This window comes from Rubrivivax soli (genome assembly GCF_049810355.1).
In the GTDB taxonomy this organism is placed as follows: Bacteria; Pseudomonadota; Gammaproteobacteria; order Burkholderiales; family Burkholderiaceae_C; genus Rubrivivax.
Genome location: NZ_CP187368.1, coordinates 3,747,777 through 3,766,662, shown reverse-complemented (window position 1 = coordinate 3,766,662; position 18,886 = coordinate 3,747,777). Strand labels below are relative to the sequence as shown.

The following is an 18,886-nucleotide window of genomic DNA, read 5'->3' as shown; positions in this document are numbered from 1 at the left end:
TTGGTTGGGCCGGGTGCTCGGGTCGCTGCTGGCTGTCTTCTCGCATCCCACGGCACAGGCTGCCGTGCTGCCCGAAGACCGCGCCGAGGCGCTGTTCCACGTCTACGAAGGCGGCGGCGTCACGGCCACCGGGCCGGCCTTCCTGGTGCGCAAGAGCATGGCCGAGCGGGTCTCGCTGTCGGCGCAGTACTACGTGGATGCGGTCAGCAACGCGTCCATCGACGTCGTCACCACGGCCAGCAAGTTCAAGGAGACGCGCAACGCCTACGGCTTCGGCGCCGACCTGCTGGTGCGCGACGCCGTGGTCTCGATGTCGCTGGAGCGCAGCAGCGAGCCCGACTACGTGGCCGACAACCTGAACGTCAACGTCTCGCAGGACGTGTTCGCGGGCATGACGACCGTCAGCGTGGGCTTCGGCCGCGGCAGCGACCAGGTCGGCAAGAAGGACATCGGCTTCTTCGACCACGCGCGGCACTGGCAGTACCGCACCGGGCTGACGCAGATCCTGAGCCCGCGCTGGCTGGCGAGCGCGAACTTCGAGGTCGTCTCCGACGAGGGCTACCTGGGCAACCCATACCGCGCCGCCGTCGAGTTCGGCGCCTTCGTGCCCGAGCGCATGCCGCGCACGCGCAGCAGCCGCGCGATCAAGCTGCGCACCATCGGCGAGATCGGCGCGCCGGGCAGCCGCACCGTGCTGCGCGCCGATTTCCGGCACTTCTGGGACACCTGGGACATCAACGCCCAGACGCTGGAGTTCGGCGCCGCGCGCTACTTCGGCAGCCAGTGGCTGGCCGACGCCTCGCTGCGCTGGTACACGCAGACGCAGGCGCTGTTCTTCAGCGACAACGCACCGCAGCAGAACACCTACGTCACGCGCAACCGCCAGCTCGGCGCCTTCGACAGCCTGGGCCTGAGCCTGAAGGCCACCTACACCTTCGGCGGCGCGGCGGCGAAGTACGGCACGAAGCTCAGCGGCGCCTACGAGTTCAAGCGCTTCGACTTCAAGAACTTCACCGACCTGCGCACCGGCCAGGCCTACCAGCACAACGCGCACGTGCTGCAGGTCTTCGTCTCGGGCAGCTTCTGATCCCAGCCCCTTTGCGGATGTACGCCATGCACCACCTGCTTTTCCGCGCGCTTTCCCGTCCGCTGGCCGCGCTGGCGCTGGCCCTGGCCTGCGCCGGCGGCACGCTGGCCGCCGAGCCGCCCGCCGCCGCCGCGGCACCGGCCGCCAGCCTCGACAACCGCATCCAGGACGTGAAGGCCGACGTCATCCGCCTCAACCGCGACCTGCTGGTGCTGGAGGAGGAACTGCTGTTCCCCGCCAGCACGCAGGTGGCGCTGTTCGTGTCGATGGACGTGGGCCGGCTCTTCGAGCTGGAGTCGGTGCAGATCAAGCTCAACGACAAGGTCGTCGCCAACCACCTGTACACGCCGCTGGAAGTGCAGGCGCTGCACCGCGGCGGCGTGCAGCGGGTGTACCTGGGCAACCTGCGCACCGGCACGCACGCCATCGACGCGTTCTTCACCGGCCGCGGCCCGCACGAGCGCGACTACAAGCGCGCGACGACGCTGAAGTTCGACAAGACCGGCGACGCCAAGTACATCGAGCTGCGCATCAAGGACAGCCTGGCCAAGCTGCAGCCGGAGTTTGAGGTCAAGGTGTGGTGAAGAGGCCCCCCCCCGTAGCGCCTGCGGCGCTCCCCCCCGGGGGGGCGGCGCTGGCGGACCGGCGGAGCCGGCTCCGCGGCGCCCGCTGGATGGGCGCGGCGTTCGCCTGCGCGCTCGCTTGCGCTGGTGTGCCTGCCGTTGCGCAGACGGCGCCCGTCGCGGTGCAGGCGCCGCATTACGGCGACACGCTGTTCCACTTCTTCCAGGACAAGCACTTCGACGCCATCACCGGGCTGATGGTGTCGCAGCACTTCGGGCGAGTCGCTCCGCATGGCGACGAGGCCGAGGTGCTGCGCGGGGGCATGCTGCTGTCGTACGGCCTGCACCGTGAAGCCGGCGAGATCTTCGCCGGACTGATCGAACGCAATGCGGCGCCGGCGGTGCGCGACCGCGCCTGGTTCTTCCTGGCGCGGCTGCGCTACCAGCGCGGCCTGTTCGCCGAGGCCGAAGCCGCCCTGGCGCGTGTAGCTGCGCCGCTGCCCGGCGCGCTGGAAGACGAGCGCACGCTGCTCGCGGCGCAGCTGCGCATGGCGCAAGGCGACTACGCCGCCGCCGCCACCGCGCTGAAGGCCGTGCCGGCGACCGCGCCGGCATCGACGTTTGCGCGCTTCAACCTGGGCGTGGCGCTGGTGAAGGGCGGCGACACCGCCGCCGGCAACGCGCTGCTCGACGCCATCGGCACCGCCCCGGCGGCCGACGAAGAACAGCGCACGCTGCGCGACCGCGCCAACGTGGCACTCGGCTTCGCCGCGCTGGCCGGCCAGCAGCCCCAGCGCGCGCGCAGCGTGCTGCAGCGCGTGCGGCTCCAGGGCCCGCAGTCGAACAAGGCGCTGCTGGGCTTCGGCTGGGCCGCGGCCGAGCTGAAGGCGCACCAGGATGCCCTGGTGCCCTGGACCGAGCTGGTGGGCCGCGACGGCAGCGACGCCGCGGTGCTGGAAGCCCGCATCGCGCTGCCCTACGCCTACGCCGAACTCGGCGCGCTGCGCCAGGCGATGGACGGCTACACCGGCGCGCTGGCGCAGTTCGATGCCGAGCGCCAGCGCCTGGACGCGTCCATCGCCGCCATCCGCGGCGGCGCGCTGGTGGGCCCGCTGCTGCAAGGCAACCCCGGCGCCGGCATGAGCGCCTTCGGCAGCATCGGCCAGGTGCCGCAACTGCCGCACGCCAGCCACCTGGCCGGCCTGATGGCCGCGCACGACTTCCAGGAAGCCTTCAAGAACCTGCGCGACCTGCAGTTCCTCGGCAGCAACCTGGGCGACTGGAACGGCCGCCTCGTGGCCTTCGGCGACATGCTGACGCACCGCAAGACGATCTATGAACAACGCCTGCCCGCCGTGCGCGCGCAGGCCGGCACGCTGAACCTGGCCGCGCTGCAACAGCGGCGCGATGCAGTGGCCGCGGAGCTGGCGCGTGCCGAGGAGCGCACCGACGCCACGGCACTGGCCGACGACCGCGAGCGCGCGCTGATCGATCGGCTGCAGCGTGTCGAGGCGGCCCTGGCGGGCCTGGACGACAAGGACCTGGCCGAACGCCTGCGCCGCGTGAAGGGCGCGCTCACCTGGCAGCTGGCGCGCGCCTACCCGCTGCGCCTGTGGGATGCCAAGAAGGGCCTGCGCGACACCGACCGCGCGCTGCTCGACGCCCAGGCGCGCGACGCCGCCCTGGCCCGCGCGCAGCAGGACGAGCCGGCGCGCTTCGCCGGTTTCGCCGCGCGCATCGCGGCACTCGAACAACGCCTGCAGGCCCTGGTGCCGCAGGTGGCGGCACTCGGTGCCGAGCAACAGGCCGCGCTGCAGGACCTGGCCGTGGCCGAACTGCAGCGCCAGCAGGAGCGCCTGGACGTCTACGCGGCGCAGGCACGGCTGGCCGTGGCGCAGCTCTACGATCGCGCGCAGCTCGCGTCGCGCAGCGGAGGCGCCGATGCCCCGCGCTGACCATCTGCTGCGCCCCACGCTGCTGGCGCTGGCCGCCAGCGTGACGGCCCTGCTCGCCGGCTGCGGCATGTTCCGCAGCAAGACCCTGCCCGGCGACGACGCGCCCACGCTCGCCAGCCTGCAGGGCCGCAGCGTCGCCGTGCAGCGCGACCCGCTGACGGTGGACGACGAAGCCCGCACCATCGCCGCCTACAAGGACTTCCTGGCCGCCGCACCGCAGGCACCGCAGCGGCCCGAGGCCATGCGCCGGCTCGGCGACCTCGAGATGGACGGCGCCGACCGCCGCCTGGCCGACGGCAGCCAGCCCGACTACAAGGCGGCGATCGCGCGCTACGAGGACTACCTCAGGAACTTCCCGAACGACCCCGGCAACGACCGCGTGCTGTACCAGCTGGCGCGCGCGCACGAGCAGACCGGCGCGCTGGAAGTGGCGCTCACCACGCTGACGGCGCTGGTGCAGAAGCACCCCGGCACCGTCTACGCCGACGAAGCCCAGTTCCGCCGCGGCGAGCTGCTGTTCGCCACGCGCCAGTACGCCGCTGCCGAAGCAGCCTACGCCACGGTGCTGAAGAGCGGCCACCAGACGCCGTTCCAGGAACGCGCGCTGTACATGCAGGGCTGGTCGCTGTTCAAGCTGGGCCGGCTCGACGACGCGCTGCAGCCCTTCTTCGGCGTGCTCGACGCGAAGCTGGGCCAGCCCGGCGAACCCACCCGCGGCGACCGCGAGCTCGTGGAAGACACCTTCCGCGTCGCGAGCATCACGCTGGCCAACCTGCAGGGCGCGGCCAGCATCGCGCCGCTGATGCAGGGCGACACGCGCCGCGCCTACGAGCACCAGGTCTACGAGCAGCTCGGCGAGCTGTACCTGAAGCAGGAACGCGTGAAGGACGCGGCCGACACCTTCGCCGCCTTCGCGCGCCAGCGCCCGCTGCACGCACAGGCGCCGGTGCTGCTGTCGCGCGTGATCGGCACCTACGAAGGCAACGGCTTCGCCACGCTGGCGCTGGACGCCAAGCGCGACTACGTGGCGCGCTACGGCGTCGACAGCGAGTTCCGCCGCGCCAACCCCACCGGCTGGCAGCAGGCGCAGCCGCTGGTGAAGACGCACCTGGCCGAGCTGGCCACGCACCACCACGCGCTGGCCCAGCGCAGCAAGGCGCCGGCCGACGTGGCCGAAGCCGTGCGCTGGTACCGGTTGTGGCTGGCCTCCTTCCCCACCGACGCCGCGACGCCGCAGAACCACTTCCTGCTGGCCGAGCTGCTCTACGACGACCGCCGCTACGCCGAGGCCGCGACCGACTTCGAACAGGTCGCCTACGGCTACGCCGCGCACCCGCGCGCCGCCGACGCCGGCTACAGCGCGCTGCTGAGCTACGGCAAGCAGACCCCGCCTGGCGCTGCGGTCGCACCCGAGCTGCAGCGCACGGCCGTGGCCAGCGCGCTGCGCTTTGCCGAGCGCTTCGGCAGCGACCCGCGGGCCGGCAGCGTGCTGACCAATGCCGCCGAGCAGCAGTTCGCGCTGGGCGAGGCGCAGCCCGCCGCAGCCACCGCGCAGCGTGCGCTGCAGACCACCACGCTGACGGCGGCCGAGCGCCGCACCGCGTGGACGGTCGTCGCGCACACCGCGTTCGAGGCCAAGGCCTGGGACCAGGCCGAACGCGCCTACGGTGAAGCGCTCGCCGCGCTGCCAGACACCGCCGCCGATGCGAGCGCACGTGCCGCACTGGTCGAGCGCCTGGCGGCCTCGGTCTACCAGCAGGGCGACGCCGCGCGCAGCGCCGGCCGCCAGCGCGAGGCCGTGGCCTTCTTCGAACGCGTCGCCGCCGTGGCGCCACTGTCGGCGGTGCGCGCGACGGCGCAGTTCGACGCCGCTGCCGCGCTGATCGGCCTGCAGGACTGGGCCGGCGCGACGCAACTGCTCGAGGACTTCCGCCGCCGCTTCCCGGCGCACCCGCTGCAGGGCGACGTCGACACCAAGCTGGCTGCCGCCTACCTGGCGCAGGAGCGCTGGTCGCTGGCCGCCGCCGAGCTGGAGCGCGTGGCACAGAGTCCGCAGGCGCAGAGCGACCCCGCCGTCGCGCGCGCCGCGCTGTGGCAGGCCACCGAGCTGCACGACAAGGCGCAGGCCGCCGGCAGCGGCCCCAAGGCCGCGGCCGTGGCCGCCTACGAACGCTACCTGAAGCGCCACCCGGCGCCGCTGGACGCCGCCGTGCAGGCGCGCTGGCGCCTGGCGCAGCTGCACACCGGCAAGGTCGCCACCTCCTGGCTGCAGGACGTGGTGAAGGCCGACGCCACCGGCGGCGCCGACCGCAGCGACCGCACCCGCGCGCTGGCCGCCGCCGCCACGCTGGCACTGGCCGAGCCGGTGGCCGCCAGCTACCGCGCCGTGCAGCTGGTCGAGCCACTGCAGCGCCAGCTGAAGCTGAAGAAGACGCGCATGGAAGCGGCGCTGCAGGCCTACGCGGCCGCGGCCGACTATGGCGTGGCCGACGTCAGCACCGCCGCCACCTTCCACATCGCGGCGCTCTACCAGGACTTCGGCCGTGCGCTGATGACCTCGCAGCGCCCGAAGAAGCTGAACAAGGCCGAGCTGGAGCAGTACAACGTGATGCTCGAGGAACAGGCCTTCCCGTTCGAGGAGAAGGCCATCGAGCTGCACGAGACCAACGCGCAGCGCGCGGCGGCCGGCATCTTCGACGACAGCGTGCGCGGCAGCTTCGCCGCGCTGGCCACGCTCAAGCCCGGACGCTGGAACAAGCCCGAGCGCAGCGACCCGGCTTCGGCGCTGAACGAACAGGGCATTGCGCACCGCAGCAAGGGCGCCTTCGCCGAGGCCCGCGCCGCCTACGAGCAGGCCATCGCCGCCGAGCCGCAGCGCGCCACGCCGGTGCTGAACCTGGCCATCCTGCACGACCTGTACCTGGGCGACCGCGCCAAGGCCGTGGAGCTGTACGAGCGCTACGCCGCGCTGGCGACGCCGCCCGACGCCGCCGCCACGCGCTGGCTGGCCGAGATCCGGGCGCGCAAGCCGGCGCTGCCTGCCACCCCGGCCGCCACGCCCACGGCCGCGCCCGCCAGCGCACCCGCTGCGGCCCCCGAAAGTGTTGCCAGTCGCAAGGAGGCGCCATGAAGCCCCTGTTGTTCACCGCACTGCTGCTGGCTGCGGCCGGCACCATGGCGCAAGACCGTGCCGACATCGACCGCACGCAGATCATCGGCAACCGCGAGTTGCCCAAGGTGCTCTACATCGTGCCGTGGAAGAAGCCGCCTCCGGGCGGCCTGGCCGGCCGGCCGGTGGCCAGCGTGCTCGACGAGGCGCTGGCGCCGATCGACCGCGACGTCTTCCGCCGCCAGATGCAGTACGAATCGCAAACCCAAGTCCGCCTGACCTCACCCTCGCCTGCCCCGGAGAAAGCCCGATGAACACGCTCAACCTCATCATCAAGTTCTTTGTCGACTGCGGTTGGTTCATCTTCCCCAGCCTCTTCATCATGTCGCTGGGCGTGGCGATCGCGATCGAGCGCACGATGTTCCTGAACCGCGCGCGCAGCGAGAACCGCAAGGTCTGGGACCAGGTGCTGCCGATGCTGCAGGGCGGCAAGTTCAAGGAGGTGCACAGCCTGGCCTCGGCCTCCGACTCGGCCATCGGCAAGATCCTCACCAACGGCATCCAGCGCCTGCAGACCGCCCGCAAGCGCGAGGACATCGACGCCGCGATGGAGGAGGGCATGATGGAGATCGTGCCGCGCCTGGAGAAGCGCACGCACTACATCGCCACCTTCGCCAACGTCGTGACGCTGGTGGGCCTGCTGGGCACCATCATGGGCCTGATCAAGGGCTTCACCGCGGTGGCCTCGGCGAACCCGGCCGAGAAGGCCGAGATGCTGTCGGCCTCGATCTCGATCGCGATGAACAACACCGCGTTTGCGCTGATGGTGGCCATCCCCTTCCTGCTGATCCATTCGTTCCTGCAGTCGCGGGCCTCGGAGATCGTCGACAGTCTCGAAGCCGCCAAGATCACCTTCCTGAACCTGGCGCAGCGCCTGGTGCACGAAGGCGCGGCCCCGGCCGCCCCGCAGCGCTGAGCCCGGAAGGCCACGGACCATGCGCGTGCGACGCCTGCACAAGACGCCAGCGCACCTGGAGATCACCGCGTTCATCAACCTGATCGTGGTGCTGGTGCCCTTCCTGCTGTCCACCGCCGTGTTCAGCCGCCTGGCGGTGATGGACATGACGCTGCCCGGCCCCTCGAACGCGGTCGAACAACTCCAGGGCAACGACCTGAAGCTGGAAGTGGTGATTCGCCGCGACGCGCTGGAGGTCGGCGACCGCATCGGCGGGCTGATCCAGCGCATCCCGGCGCTGGACGGCGCGCCCGACACGAAGGCCCTGGCCAGCCTGCTGGTGCAGGTGAAGGCCAAGTTCCCCGAAGTGGTGGACGCCAGCGTGCTGGCCGAGCCCGAGACCTCGTACGACCAGATCGTGCAGGTGATGGACGCGATGCGCAGCGCCGTCACGCCCAGCACGCCCAAGGGCCAGCGCAGCGAGCTGTTCCCGAACATCGCCATCGGCGATGCGCCGGTGCGGAAGGTGCCGGCATGAGCACGATGACTCCGCTGCAGCGGCGGCAGGCGCGCAAGGGGCGCAACCAGGCCTCGCTGGACATGAACCTGGTGTCGCTGATCGACGTGTTCACGATCCTGATCTTCTTCCTGCTCAGCAGCGTCGGCGTCGAGAGCATGTTGCCCAGCAACAAGGACGTGCAGCTGCCGCTGTCCACCGCGGAGCAGGCCCCGCGCGAGACGCTGGTGCTGGTGGTCAGCGGCGAAGAGATCATCGTCGAGGGGCGCCGCATCGCCGGTGTCGCCGACGTGCTGGCCGACAAGGCCGACGTGGTCGGGCCGCTGCTGGCCGAGCTGCAGCTGCTGGCGCAGCGCCAGGCCGTGCGCGCGGAGAACCAGGACGCGGCCAAGGCCATCACCATCGTCGGCGACAAGCAGATCCCCTACAGCCTGCTGCGCAAGGTGATGGCCACCGCGTCGCAGGCGGGTTTCGTCGACGTCGCCTTCGCGGTGCAGCAGAAGGGGTCGGCGTGAGCACGTTGGCACTCAACCCGGTCTCGTTCCGCCGCCCGCAGCTGCCCTGGAACCAGGGCGGCGCCGACGATGCGCGCTACGAGCGCATCCGCCGCAACGTCGTCGGCACGGCGCTGGTGCTGGCGCTGCTGCTGCCGTGGATCCCGCTGCCGCAGCCCGAGCGCATCGAGGCGCAGCCGCTGCCGCCGCCGATGGCCAAGCTGCTGCTCGAACGCAAGCCGCTGCCGCCTCCCAAGCCCGTCGTGCCCGAAGCACCGCCGCAGCCGGTGGCCAAGACCGAAGCCGAGGCCCCGCCGAAGGCCACCGCGCCGAAGCCGCGCGAGGTGCCGGTGCCCGAGGCGCGCAACCCCCAGCCCAACCGCAGCCCGGGTGAAGAAGCCGCGCGCAAGAAGGCGTCGGGCGTGGGCCTGCTGGCGATGAAGAACGAACTCGCCGACCTCACCGGCGCGCCGCTGGCGGTGCAGCTGAACAAGGACATCAAGCCGGGCCCTGGCGTGGGCGCCGGCGTGGGTGCCGGGGTCGGTGCCGGCACCGAACAAGGTGTGCCGGTGCGCGCGATGATCACCGCAGGCGCCGGCAAGAGCAGCGGCGGCATCAACACCGCGGCCTACAGCCGCGACACCGGCGGCGGCGGCCTGGCCGGCCGCTCCAGCACGCTGGTCGAAGGCGTGGCCGGGGGCGGCGGCGGCGGTGGTGCGGGCGGTGGCGGCGGCAGTGCCAAGGGTGGCGGCAGCGGCACGGGGGCTGCCGGCGGCGAGCTGCGCAAGGGCAGCAGCGGCAAGTCGTCGCGCTCGATCGAGGAGATCAAGCTCGTCTTCGAACGCAACAAGGGCGCCATCTACGCGCTGTACAACCGCGCGCTGCGCGACGACCCGTCGCTGCAGGGCAAGGTGGTGCTGAAGCTGTCGATCGCGCCGTCGGGCGCGGTCACCGACTGCCGCATCGAGAGCAGCGAGCTGAAGGCGGCCGAGCTCGAAGCGAAGCTGCTGGCGCGCATCCGGCAGTTCGACTTCGGCTCCAAGGATGTGGATACCATGGTGGTCACCTGGCCCGTGGACTTCCTGCCGTCGTAAGCCCTGCCTCCTTCCCACCGCCGCTCCTGGCCGCCGGGCACACGCTGCGGCTGCGCACGCTGACCCGCGGCGACGGGCTGCTCGGCATGCGCGCCGCGCCGGGATTCGGCCCGCGCGGTGCGCAGCTCACCGTGGCGCTGCTGCCCGCCGGCGCCGACGTGGCTGCGCGCGACACGCTCGTGCGCCTGCGGCTGGCGCCGCTGCCCGCGAAGGCGCTGCAGTGGCGCACGCGCGAGGCCGCGGCCGCCCTGCAGCAGGGCGCCGAGCTGTGGTCGCTGGCCGAAGAAGCGCACTGGAGCGACTTCTGGGCCGAGCAGGTGCCGCGCCTGCGCGCGGCCGGCTGGCAACTCGTGGTCGACCCCGGCTTCGCGCACTTCAGCCTGCCGGTGCAGCGCTGGAAGCTCCACCTCGACGGCACCCGCACGCTGGCCGCACTGGGCACGCCGGACCAGCCGCTGGCCCGGCTGCGCGGCGCGCACGACCAGGGCTCGTGGCGCATGAGCCTGGGCGTGGAGGTCGACGGCGAGACGCTGGACCTGGCGCCGCTGCTGGCCGGGCTGCTGGCGCGCGACCGGCGCTGGCTGCATGCCGACCGGCTGCTGGAGATCGACGACGCCGAGATCGTCGTGCTGCGCGCGCCCGGCGGCCGCCGCATCGAGGCCCCCGCGGCGCCGCTGAAGGCCATCGTCGGCGCCATGCTCGACCTGTTGGTCGACGCGCGCAGCCCCACCGGGCCGATCCCGCTGTCGGCCTGGGACGCCGAGCGCGCCGAGGCGCTGCGCGAGGAGCTCGCGGCCTCGATGGCCCAGCGTGCCGGCGCGCTGGGCGCCTGGCAGCTGCAGGGCGACACCGGCCTGCAGACGCTGGTGCAGCGCCTGCGCGCGGCCGGCACGCCGCCGCCGGTGGACCCGCCGCCCGGCCTGGGCCTGACGCTGCGCCCGTACCAGCTGCAGGGCCTGGCCTGGCTGCAATACCTGCGGGCGCAGGGGCTGGCGGGCATCCTGGCCGACGACATGGGCCTGGGCAAGACGGCGCAGGTGCTGGCGCACGTGCTGGCCGAACACGCGGCCGGCCGCCTGGACCGGCCGGCGCTGGTGGTGCTGCCGACCTCGCTGATCGCCAACTGGCAGGCCGAGGCCGCGCGCGTGGCGCCGGGCCTGCGCGTGCTCGTGCTGCACGGCGCGCGGCGCGACTTCACGGCCATCGCGCAGCACGACCTGGTGCTCACCACCTACCCGCTGCTGTGGCGCGACAGCCGCGAACTCGGCGCGCAGCCCTGGCACCTGCTGGTGCTGGACGAAGCCCAGATGGCCAAGAACGCCGGCAGCCGCGCTGCCCGCGCGCTGCGCCGGCTCGACGCGCGCCACCGCCTGTGCGTGACCGGCACGCCGCTGGAGAACCACCTGGGCGAGCTGTGGACGCACTTCGACCTGCTGATGCCCGGCTTCCTGGGCGACAGCCGCACGTTTGCGCGGCTGTGGCGGCGTCCGATCGAGGACAACGGCGAGACCCAGCGCGCGGCCCTGCTGGCGCGGCGCGTGCGCCCCTTCATCCTGCGGCGGCGCAAGCACGAGGTGGCGCCCGAGCTGCCGCCGCTCACCGAAGTGCTGCGCCGCGTGCCGCTGGAAGGCACGCAGCGTGCGCTGTACGAGAGCGTGCGCGCGGTCGTCGACGAACAGGTGCGGCGCACGCTGGACAGGCAGGGCTTCCGCAACGCACAGATCGCAGTGCTCGACGCGCTGCTGAAGCTGCGCCAGGTCTGCTGCGACCCGCGCCTCGTCACAGGACCACAGGCGGGCCGGCCCACGAGCGCCAAGCTCGACCTGCTGCTGCAGATGCTGCCGGCCCTGGTGGCCGACGGCCGCCGCGTGCTGGTGTTCTCCCAGTTCAGCACGCTGCTGGGGCTGGTGGCCCAGGCGCTGCAGCAAATCGCACTGCCGCACCTGCTGTTCACCGGCGACACGCCACCGGCGCAGCGCGGCGAGACCGTGCGCCGCTTCCAGGCCCGCGAGGTGCCGGTGCTGCTGCTGAGCCTGAAGGCCGGCGGCGTGGGCTTGAACCTGACCGCCGCCGACACCGTGGTGCACCTGGACCCGTGGTGGAACCCGGCGGTGGAAGACCAGGCCACCGCGCGCGCGCACCGCATCGGGCAGGACCAGCCGGTGCTGGTCTACCGGATCGTGGCCGCAGGCAGCATCGAGGAGCGCATGCTGGCGCTGCAGGCGCGCAAGGCGGCGCTGGCCGCCGGCGTGCTGGGCAGCGACGCGGCGGGCGACGCAGCGACCAAGTTCGACGAAGCCGACCTGCGCGGGCTGCTGGCGCCGCTGGAGGACACATGAGACGCGTCGCTGCCGCAGCCGTGCACCTGCTGACACTGCTGCTGGCGCTGGCCGGCAGCAGCAGCACCTGGGCCTGGGGCGCGTCGGGCCACCGCATCAGCGCGCTGGTGGCCGAGGAGCTGCTGAGCCCCGCGGCGCGCAGCGGCATCACTGCACTGATGGGCCGCGTGGACCTGGCCGCCGACGCCGTGGTGCTGGACCAGCAGAAGGACGCACTGGCGCAGCGCATGCCCGGCTCGCGGCGCTGGCACTACGACGCGCAGCCGCTGTGCGCCGCCGATGCCGCGGCCGGCGGCCACTGCGCCGGCGGCCATTGCGCCACGGCGCAGATCGCCCGCCACGCGGCCGTGCTGGCCGACACCACGCGCAGCGACGACAGCCGGCGCTTCGCGCTGCTGGTGCTGGTGCACGTGGTGGCCGACCTCGCGCAGCCGCTGCACGCCATCACCCACGGCGACGGCGGCGGCAACGGTGTCGCGGTGCGCTACCGCCTGCCCGGCGACCGCCCCGGCCGCGCGCTGCGCAGCGACAACCTGCACGCCGCCTGGGACAGCGCCTTCGTGCGCGGGGCCTTTGCGAAGGTGCGCGACGAACGCGTGGTCGCGCGGCGGCTGCTCGACGGCATGGACGCGGCCACGCGCACCCGTTGGGCGCAGGGCAGCGCGGCCGACTGGCAGGCCGAGTCGCACCAGCTCGCGAAGGCCCGCATCTACGCGCCGCTGTACGCGCAGTTCGCGGGCCTGCGCTGTCCTGCACCCCATGCCGATGCCGCACGGCCTGTCGTGCTGGACGACGCCGCGGTGCGCGACGCCATCGCGCTGGTGCCGCAGCAGCTGGCGCGCGCCGGCGTGCGCATCGCCGCGGTGCTGAACCAGGCCTTCGCGCCGTAGCGCGCCACAGGGCGCCGGCCCTGCCCGGCTTCAGCGCTGGGGCGGCGTGGCCGCGTCAGCCGCCGCCGCCTTCGCCGCCATCTTGTCGCGCAGCGCCTTCAGGCGGTCGCGCGGGTCTTCCTTGCTGCGTTCCTCGTCCAGCTTCATCTCGGCGATGAAGCGGCTGGGAACGCCAGCGATCGTCTCGCGGCCCTTCTTGCGCCGGCGCAGCGTGCTCACCACCAGCGTGCTGCGCGCGCGCGTGATGCCCACGTACATCAGCCGGCGCTCTTCTTCCAGCCGCTCTGGCGTCATGTCCTCGTCGCCGCTGCGGAAGGGCAGCAGCCCCTCGTTGACGCCGGCCAGCACCACGTGCGGCCACTCCAGTCCCTTGGACGCGTGCAGCGTGGTCAGCGTCACCACGTCCTGCTCCTCGTTGCGGTCGGCCAGGCTGATGATCACGGCGATCGTCTGCGCCACCTGCAGCACGGTCTGCTTCGGGTTGTCTTCGTCGCCGCCGCAGCGCTTGGCGATCCAGTCGACGAAGTCGAGCACGTTGTTCCAGCGCGCCGCGGCGAGCTTTTCACTGTCCTCGCCGTCGCGCAGGTGCTGTTCGTAGCCGATGTCCTGCAGCCAGCCCAGCAGCAGCGCCTTCGCGTCCTCGGCGCCCGAGCAGTGCTGCGCGCGGTACTGCAGGTCGTTCACGAGGCGGCCGAACTCGTGCAGCGCGTCGATGGCCTTGCCCTTCAGGCTGGTGGCCAGGGTCTGCGAGAACAGCGCCTCGTACAGGCTCACCTTCCACTTGCCGGCGAATTCGCCCAGGGCGCCCAGCGTGGTGTGGCCGATGCCGCGCTTGGGCGTGGTCACGGCACGCAGGAACGCGGGGTCGTCGTCGGGGTTCACCAGCAGGCGCAGCCAGGCGCACAGGTCCTTGATCTCGGCGCGGTCGAAGTAGCTCTGCCCGCCCGAGACCTTGTACGGGATCTGCGCCGCGCGCAGCTTCTGCTCGAACACCCGCGCCTGGTGGTTGGCGCGGTAGAGCACCGCGCAGTCGGCCCAGCGGATGCGCGCGTCCTGCGCACGCAGCGCCTGGAAGCGGCTGACGGCGCGCTCGGCCTCGTGTTCCTCGCCGTCGGCTTCGGCCACCTTCACCGGGTCGCCGTCGCCGAACTCGCTCCAGAGCTTCTTCTCGAAGATCTTCGGGTTCTTCGCGATCACCGCGTTGGCCGCGCGCAGGATGTGGCCGGTGGAGCGGTAGTTCTGCTCCAGCGGAATGACCACCAGCTTCGGGAAGTCCTGCGGCAGCCGCTTCAGGTTCTCGATCGTCGCACCGCGCCAGCCGTAGATGCTCTGGTCGTCGTCGCCCACCGCCGTGAACACCCCGCTTTCGCCCACCAGCGCCTTCAGCAGCTCGTACTGCACGGCGTTGGTGTCCTGGTACTCGTCGACGAGGATGTGGCGGAACTGCGCCTGCCACTTCGCACGCGCCTGGGCGTCGTCGCGCAGCAGCTTCAGCGGCAGGCCGATGAGGTCGTCGAAGTCCACCGCCTGGTAGGCGGCCAGGCGCTCCTCGTAGCGCTGCATCACGCGCGCGGCGACACGTTCGTCGTCGTCCTGCGCGGCGGCGGCGGCGCCGGCGCTGTCCAGCCCCTGGTTCTTCCACAGGCTGATGGTCCACTGCCAGCGTCGCGCCAGCGCCAGGTCGCTGCTGGCGCCGGCGTCCTTGATGACGCCCAGCACGTCGTCGCTGTCGAGGATGGAGAACTGCTCCTTCAGCCCCAGCCGCGTGCCGTCGCTGCGCAGCATGCGCACGCCCAGCGCGTGGAAGGTGCTGACCGCCAGGTCCTTGGCGGCGCGGCCGACCAGCGCCTTCGCACGCTCGCGCATCTCGGCGGCGGCCTTGTTCGTGAAGGTGATGGCCGCGATCTGCTTCGGTTCCAGCCCCGCGTGCAGCAGGCGGCCGATCTTGTGCACGATGACCCGCGTCTTGCCCGAGCCGGCGCCGGCCAGCACCAGGCAGGGCGTGGCCAGGTGGTGCACGGCCTGCAGCTGGGCGTGGTTGAGGGTCTCGGACATGGGGCGCGGATCATAGCGGCAGCCCCCAACGAGAAGGGGCCGCCCGCAGGCGGCCCCCGGAGGTGTGCGCTGCCGCTCAGTTCAGCACGAACACCACCGCCGTGCGCGCCGGCAGCGTGAAGCTGCCGCTGGCGGCGTCGAAGGTGGCCGTGGCGGCGCGCTTGTCGGCCGCGGCCGCCGCGGTGTGCACCGGGTGCAGCGTGAAGGCCTTGCCCTGCAGGGACGCGGCCGTCAGCGTCTGCGGCTGCTTGTCCACGTTCACCAGGTACACCAGCTCGCGGAAGTTGGCGCCCGCGTAGCCGTTGCCGTCCAGGTGGCCGGCCAGCACGGTGGGCACCTGGCCCGAGCCGGTGTTCAGGAAGCGCAGCCGGCTCTTGATGTCGTCGCCGCTGCGCAGCCGCAGCAGCGTGGTGCTGGCGCGGATCTGCAGCAGGTCGCGGAAGGCGTCGCGCGTGAACACGATCTCGGCACTCGTGGGCTTGATCGCCGGGTTGGCCAGCAGCGGCGCGATCAGCGGCCAGTTGTCGCCGTTCTTGTCCTGGATCGGCAGGCCGGTGCCGAAGAAGTTGTCCTGGTAGGTCCAGTCCAGGCGGTTGAACCAGTCGCCCGAGTTGTAGCTGTCGCGGTCCATCGACTTGCTGCGCAGCGTGTCGATGCCGGCGTGGAAGTACGCCACGCCCTGGCTGAAGGCGTTGATGGCCGCGCCCAGCACCTGCACGCGGGCACGGTCCTCGCGGCTCGTGGTGGTGGGCAGCTTGTAGGCGTTGATGTCGAACAGCGTCTGGTTGTCGTGGTTCTCGACGTAGTTCACCACCTCGCCAGGTTCCAGCACGTAGCCCGCGGGCTGGCCGTTGTAGTTGATCTCCTCCAGGCGCAGGTGGGCGTCCCAGTGCGTGGTGAACTGGAAGCTGCGGATCGAGCCCGCCAGGCCCACCTTGATGACGTCGGCCGCCCACATCAGGTCGTTCTTCGTCCTGCCGCCGCCCTTGTCGTTGGCGTCGTAGAACAGGCCGTTGATGTAGCCCTGGTTGGCGATCAGGCTGTCGCCGCCGTCGAAGGGGCTGCCGCCGCGCACGTAGTCGCGCGCGCGGTCGCTGAAGGTGCCGATGCCGCTGCCGTTCAGCGACAGCTGCGACGCCTGCACGAAGCGCTGGCCGTCCTGCACCTCGCCGAAGTTCCAGCCTTCGCCGATCAGCTGCACCGGCTTGCCGGCAGCGGCGTTCACGGCCGTCTGCAGCTGCTCCATCACCGCGCGCGGCTGGTGGCCCATCAGGTCGAAGCGGAACGAGTCGATCTTGTACTGCTGCACCCACAGCACCGCCGAGTCGATCATGAGCTTGCCCATCATCAGGTTCTCGGTCGCGGTGTTGTCGCAGCAGGTCGAGCGCTCGACGTCGCCGGTGACGCTGAGCCGGTGGTAGTAGCCCGGCACCACGCGGTCGAGCACCGACTTGTCGTTCTGGCCCGAGGCGCTGGTGTGGTTGTAGACCACGTCCATGCCCACGCGCAGGCCGGCGGCGTGCAGCGCCTGCACCATCGCGCGCAGCTCGATCACGCGGCGCGCGCCGTCGCCGGGCGACGACGCGAAGCTGCCTTCGGGCGCGTTGAAGTGGAACGGGTCGTAGCCCCAGTTGAAGCAGTCGGCATCGCGCTGCGCGTTCACGGCCGCCTGCTGCGTGCTGCCGTCGGCGGCGCCGCCGGTGACGACGTTGACGCAGCTGCCTTCGGGCACGGTGGCCAGGTCGAACACCGGCAGCAGGTGCACGTCGGTCAGGCCGGCGTCCGACAGCGCGCGCAGGTGGCGCATGCCGTTGGAGTTGGCTTCGGTGAAGGCCAGGTACTTGCCGCGGTTGGGTGCGGAGACGCTGGCGTCGTTGGCCGAGAAGTCGCGCACGTGCAGCTCGTAGATGACCATGTCGGTCTGCGCCGCCACCTTGTTCGGGACCGCGTGGCCGTCCCAGCCGGCCGGCTTGAGCGCGGGCGAGGCCAGGTCGGCGATGTAGCTGCGCTGCGAGTCGGCCGACAGGCTGATGCTGTAGGGGTCGGTGACGAGCTGGCGCACGAGGCCGACGCCGCGCACGAACACCTCGACCACGTAGCGGTAGTACTTGCCGCTGAGGTCGCTGCCGGCCGTGGCCGTCCAGGTGCCGGTGGCGGCATCGAAGGTCGCCGGCAGCAGCGCGGTGGTGAGGCTGCGGCCGCTGTCGTACAGAGCCACCGACACCTTCTGCGCGGTGGGCGCCCACAGCTTGAACTGCGTGCCGCCCGCCCCCACGCGCACGCCCAGGTCGGGCATGTTGGCCGCGGCCGCGTACAGGTCGTCGAGCACGCCGGGCAGCTGCGCCGTGCTGGCGTTCTGCACCAGGCCGGCACCGTCTTCCTGCACCAGCACCAGCTGGCTCTTCAGCAGCGTGGGCAGCTGCGCGGCGTCGCCCGCCCGCACCTGCAGCACGACGCCGGGCGCGATGTACTTGAAGCGCGTCGCCAGCTCGGCCGGCACGGTGCCACCGAAGACGTCGAGCGTGATCGCGCCGTCGGCCCCGGTGACGGCGGCGTCCTTGGCCGCGACGATCTGGCCGCGCGCCGAGTGGTAGAGCTTGAAGACGCCGCTGTTGTCGATCTTCGGGAACTGCAGCAGCGAGCGACTGAGCCAGAAGGCACGCGCGTCGGTGGTGCTGGCCAGGCGGGTGTCGGGGAACGCGGTGTAGACCGTGGGGTCGCCCTGGATCAGCCAGATCTCGCCGACCTTGCCGCTGACGCGCAGCGCCGCGTAGTTGACGGTGATGTTGTCGTTGCGGCCGTCCTTGTCGTCGGGGTTCCCGCCAGGCGGCTTGCCGTGGATGATGAACTGCAGGCTGGTGCGCGCGGGGTCGCCCTGCGGGTTCAACACCGGGATGTCGAACACCACCTCGCCGCTGCCGACCGCGTAGTTCGCGAACTCCGAGAAGCCGACCGCGTCGGTCCACTGGTCGATGACGACGCCGGCCGGCAGCCGCGCCACGTCGAGCCCGCTGCTGCCCCAGATGTGCACGCCCCAGTTGTCGTACTGCCCGTCGAAGCGCTTGTAGTGCACACGCACCGTCTCGATGTCGGGCGTGGCCGCGCCGGCCGGGTTGCTGGTGTAGTTGGTGCGGTCGCCGGCAACCTTGTAGATGGTGTTGCCGTCGGCCATCGACCAGAACTGCTGCTGGTCGTTGTTGGCGCCCGACCAGCCCGACGGCTCGCGCTCGCTGCCGCCGTCCTTGACGATGATGAAGTTGAACGACGGCCCGGTGACGGTGATGTCCCAGAACTTGCCGGCGCCGGCCTCCTCGCCGTCGGGCGCCTTGCCCGGCCAGCCGCCGAGGTCGGCGCCGCCGTAGGTGTAGAGCGTCCAGCCGCCGTAGGCGTTGTCGGCGCGGTTGTAGTACAGCCGCACGACGTTCGAACCACCACCCCCGCCGCCCCCGCCGCCGGCTGCGGGCACCGCCGCCAGCACGACCTTCAGGTCGCTGGAGTCGCCGACGGCGTTGGGGTTGTTGGTGCTGTTGCTGGTGCCGCCGCCGCAGGCGGCGAGCAACGCCAGCGCGGCCAGGGCCAGCAAGGCACTGACACGGCGCCAGAGGGATGCGAGGTGGGGATGCATGGAACGTCTCCTGTGCCGGAACACGGCGGTGGCTGCCTCGACAGGCGCAGCGTCAGGCCACGATGCTATTGAAACAAAGCTACATATCTCAGCCGGGACTTACCCGCATGCTCCGCAGTTTTCTCGCAGTTCGGTGCATCCGGATTGATCTTTGTTTGTAGTCACACTACATTCTTGCTTCCCTCTGCTCGGAAAGCTGCCGC

General features: G+C 71.8%; 13 protein-coding genes. 11 read left to right on the top strand and 2 right to left on the bottom strand.

Annotated elements, in window-relative coordinates:
- Positions 1 to 64: 64 nt before the first annotated feature.
- The 11 genes from ACPOLB_RS17150 (at position 65) to ACPOLB_RS17100 (ending at position 13,003) form a co-directional block, all read left to right on the top strand.
- The gene (locus ACPOLB_RS17150) at positions 65 to 1,087 is read left to right on the top strand and encodes a DUF3570 domain-containing protein (RefSeq protein ID WP_425257235.1); all 1,023 of its coding nucleotides are present in this window, start codon (positions 65 to 67) and stop codon (positions 1,085 to 1,087) included.
- A 26-nt stretch (positions 1,088 to 1,113) separates the two neighbouring features.
- The gene (locus ACPOLB_RS17145) at positions 1,114 to 1,671 is read left to right on the top strand and encodes an AraC family transcriptional regulator (RefSeq protein WP_425257234.1); all 558 of its coding nucleotides are present in this window, start codon (positions 1,114 to 1,116) and stop codon (positions 1,669 to 1,671) included.
- Positions 1,672 to 1,832: 161 nt separating this feature from the next.
- Positions 1,833 to 3,605 carry a hypothetical protein gene (locus tag ACPOLB_RS17140; protein WP_425257233.1) on the top strand — a complete coding sequence of 591 codons (1,773 nt, stop codon included), beginning with the start codon at positions 1,833 to 1,835 and terminating at the stop codon, positions 3,603 to 3,605.
- Positions 3,592 to 6,735, top strand: coding sequence for a tetratricopeptide repeat protein (locus tag ACPOLB_RS17135; RefSeq protein WP_425257232.1), 3,144 nt, complete (start codon positions 3,592 to 3,594; stop codon positions 6,733 to 6,735). The genes ACPOLB_RS17140 and ACPOLB_RS17135 overlap by 14 nt, the downstream gene beginning before the upstream one ends.
- On the top strand, positions 6,732 to 7,028 hold the full coding sequence (locus ACPOLB_RS17130; RefSeq protein WP_425257231.1) for a hypothetical protein: 297 nt from the start codon (positions 6,732 to 6,734) through the stop codon (positions 7,026 to 7,028). The genes ACPOLB_RS17135 and ACPOLB_RS17130 overlap by 4 nt, the downstream gene beginning before the upstream one ends.
- Positions 7,025 to 7,690 carry a MotA/TolQ/ExbB proton channel family protein gene (locus ACPOLB_RS17125; protein WP_425257230.1) on the top strand — a complete coding sequence of 222 codons (666 nt, stop codon included), beginning with the start codon at positions 7,025 to 7,027 and terminating at the stop codon, positions 7,688 to 7,690. Before ACPOLB_RS17130 ends, ACPOLB_RS17125 begins: the two co-directional genes overlap by 4 nt.
- Before the next feature lie 19 nt (positions 7,691 to 7,709).
- Positions 7,710 to 8,207, top strand: coding sequence for an ExbD/TolR family protein (locus ACPOLB_RS17120; protein WP_425257229.1), 498 nt, complete (start codon positions 7,710 to 7,712; stop codon positions 8,205 to 8,207).
- On the top strand, positions 8,204 to 8,701 hold the full coding sequence (locus tag ACPOLB_RS17115; RefSeq protein WP_425257228.1) for an ExbD/TolR family protein: 498 nt from the start codon (positions 8,204 to 8,206) through the stop codon (positions 8,699 to 8,701). The genes ACPOLB_RS17120 and ACPOLB_RS17115 overlap by 4 nt, the downstream gene beginning before the upstream one ends.
- Positions 8,698 to 9,774, top strand: a complete 1,077-nt coding sequence (locus tag ACPOLB_RS17110; protein WP_425257227.1) for a TonB family protein — start codon at positions 8,698 to 8,700, stop codon at positions 9,772 to 9,774. The genes ACPOLB_RS17115 and ACPOLB_RS17110 overlap by 4 nt, the downstream gene beginning before the upstream one ends.
- Before the next feature lie 86 nt (positions 9,775 to 9,860).
- The gene (locus ACPOLB_RS17105; RefSeq protein WP_425257226.1) at positions 9,861 to 12,113 is read left to right on the top strand and encodes a DEAD/DEAH box helicase; all 2,253 of its coding nucleotides are present in this window, start codon (positions 9,861 to 9,863) and stop codon (positions 12,111 to 12,113) included.
- Positions 12,110 to 13,003, top strand: coding sequence for a S1/P1 nuclease (locus tag ACPOLB_RS17100; RefSeq protein WP_425257225.1), 894 nt, complete (start codon positions 12,110 to 12,112; stop codon positions 13,001 to 13,003). The genes ACPOLB_RS17105 and ACPOLB_RS17100 overlap by 4 nt, the downstream gene beginning before the upstream one ends.
- 30 nt (positions 13,004 to 13,033) lie before the next feature.
- Here ACPOLB_RS17100 and ACPOLB_RS17095 read toward each other — a convergent pair whose 3' ends face one another.
- Positions 13,034 to 15,058, bottom strand: coding sequence for an ATP-dependent helicase (locus ACPOLB_RS17095; protein WP_425257224.1), 2,025 nt, complete (start codon positions 15,056 to 15,058; stop codon positions 13,034 to 13,036).
- 76 nt (positions 15,059 to 15,134) lie between these two features.
- Positions 15,135 to 18,683: an alpha-1,6-glucosidase domain-containing protein gene (locus ACPOLB_RS17090; RefSeq protein ID WP_425257223.1), complete on the bottom strand. Its 3,549-nt coding sequence runs from the start codon at positions 18,681 to 18,683 to the stop codon at positions 15,135 to 15,137.
- Positions 18,684 to 18,886 lie beyond the last annotated feature (203 nt).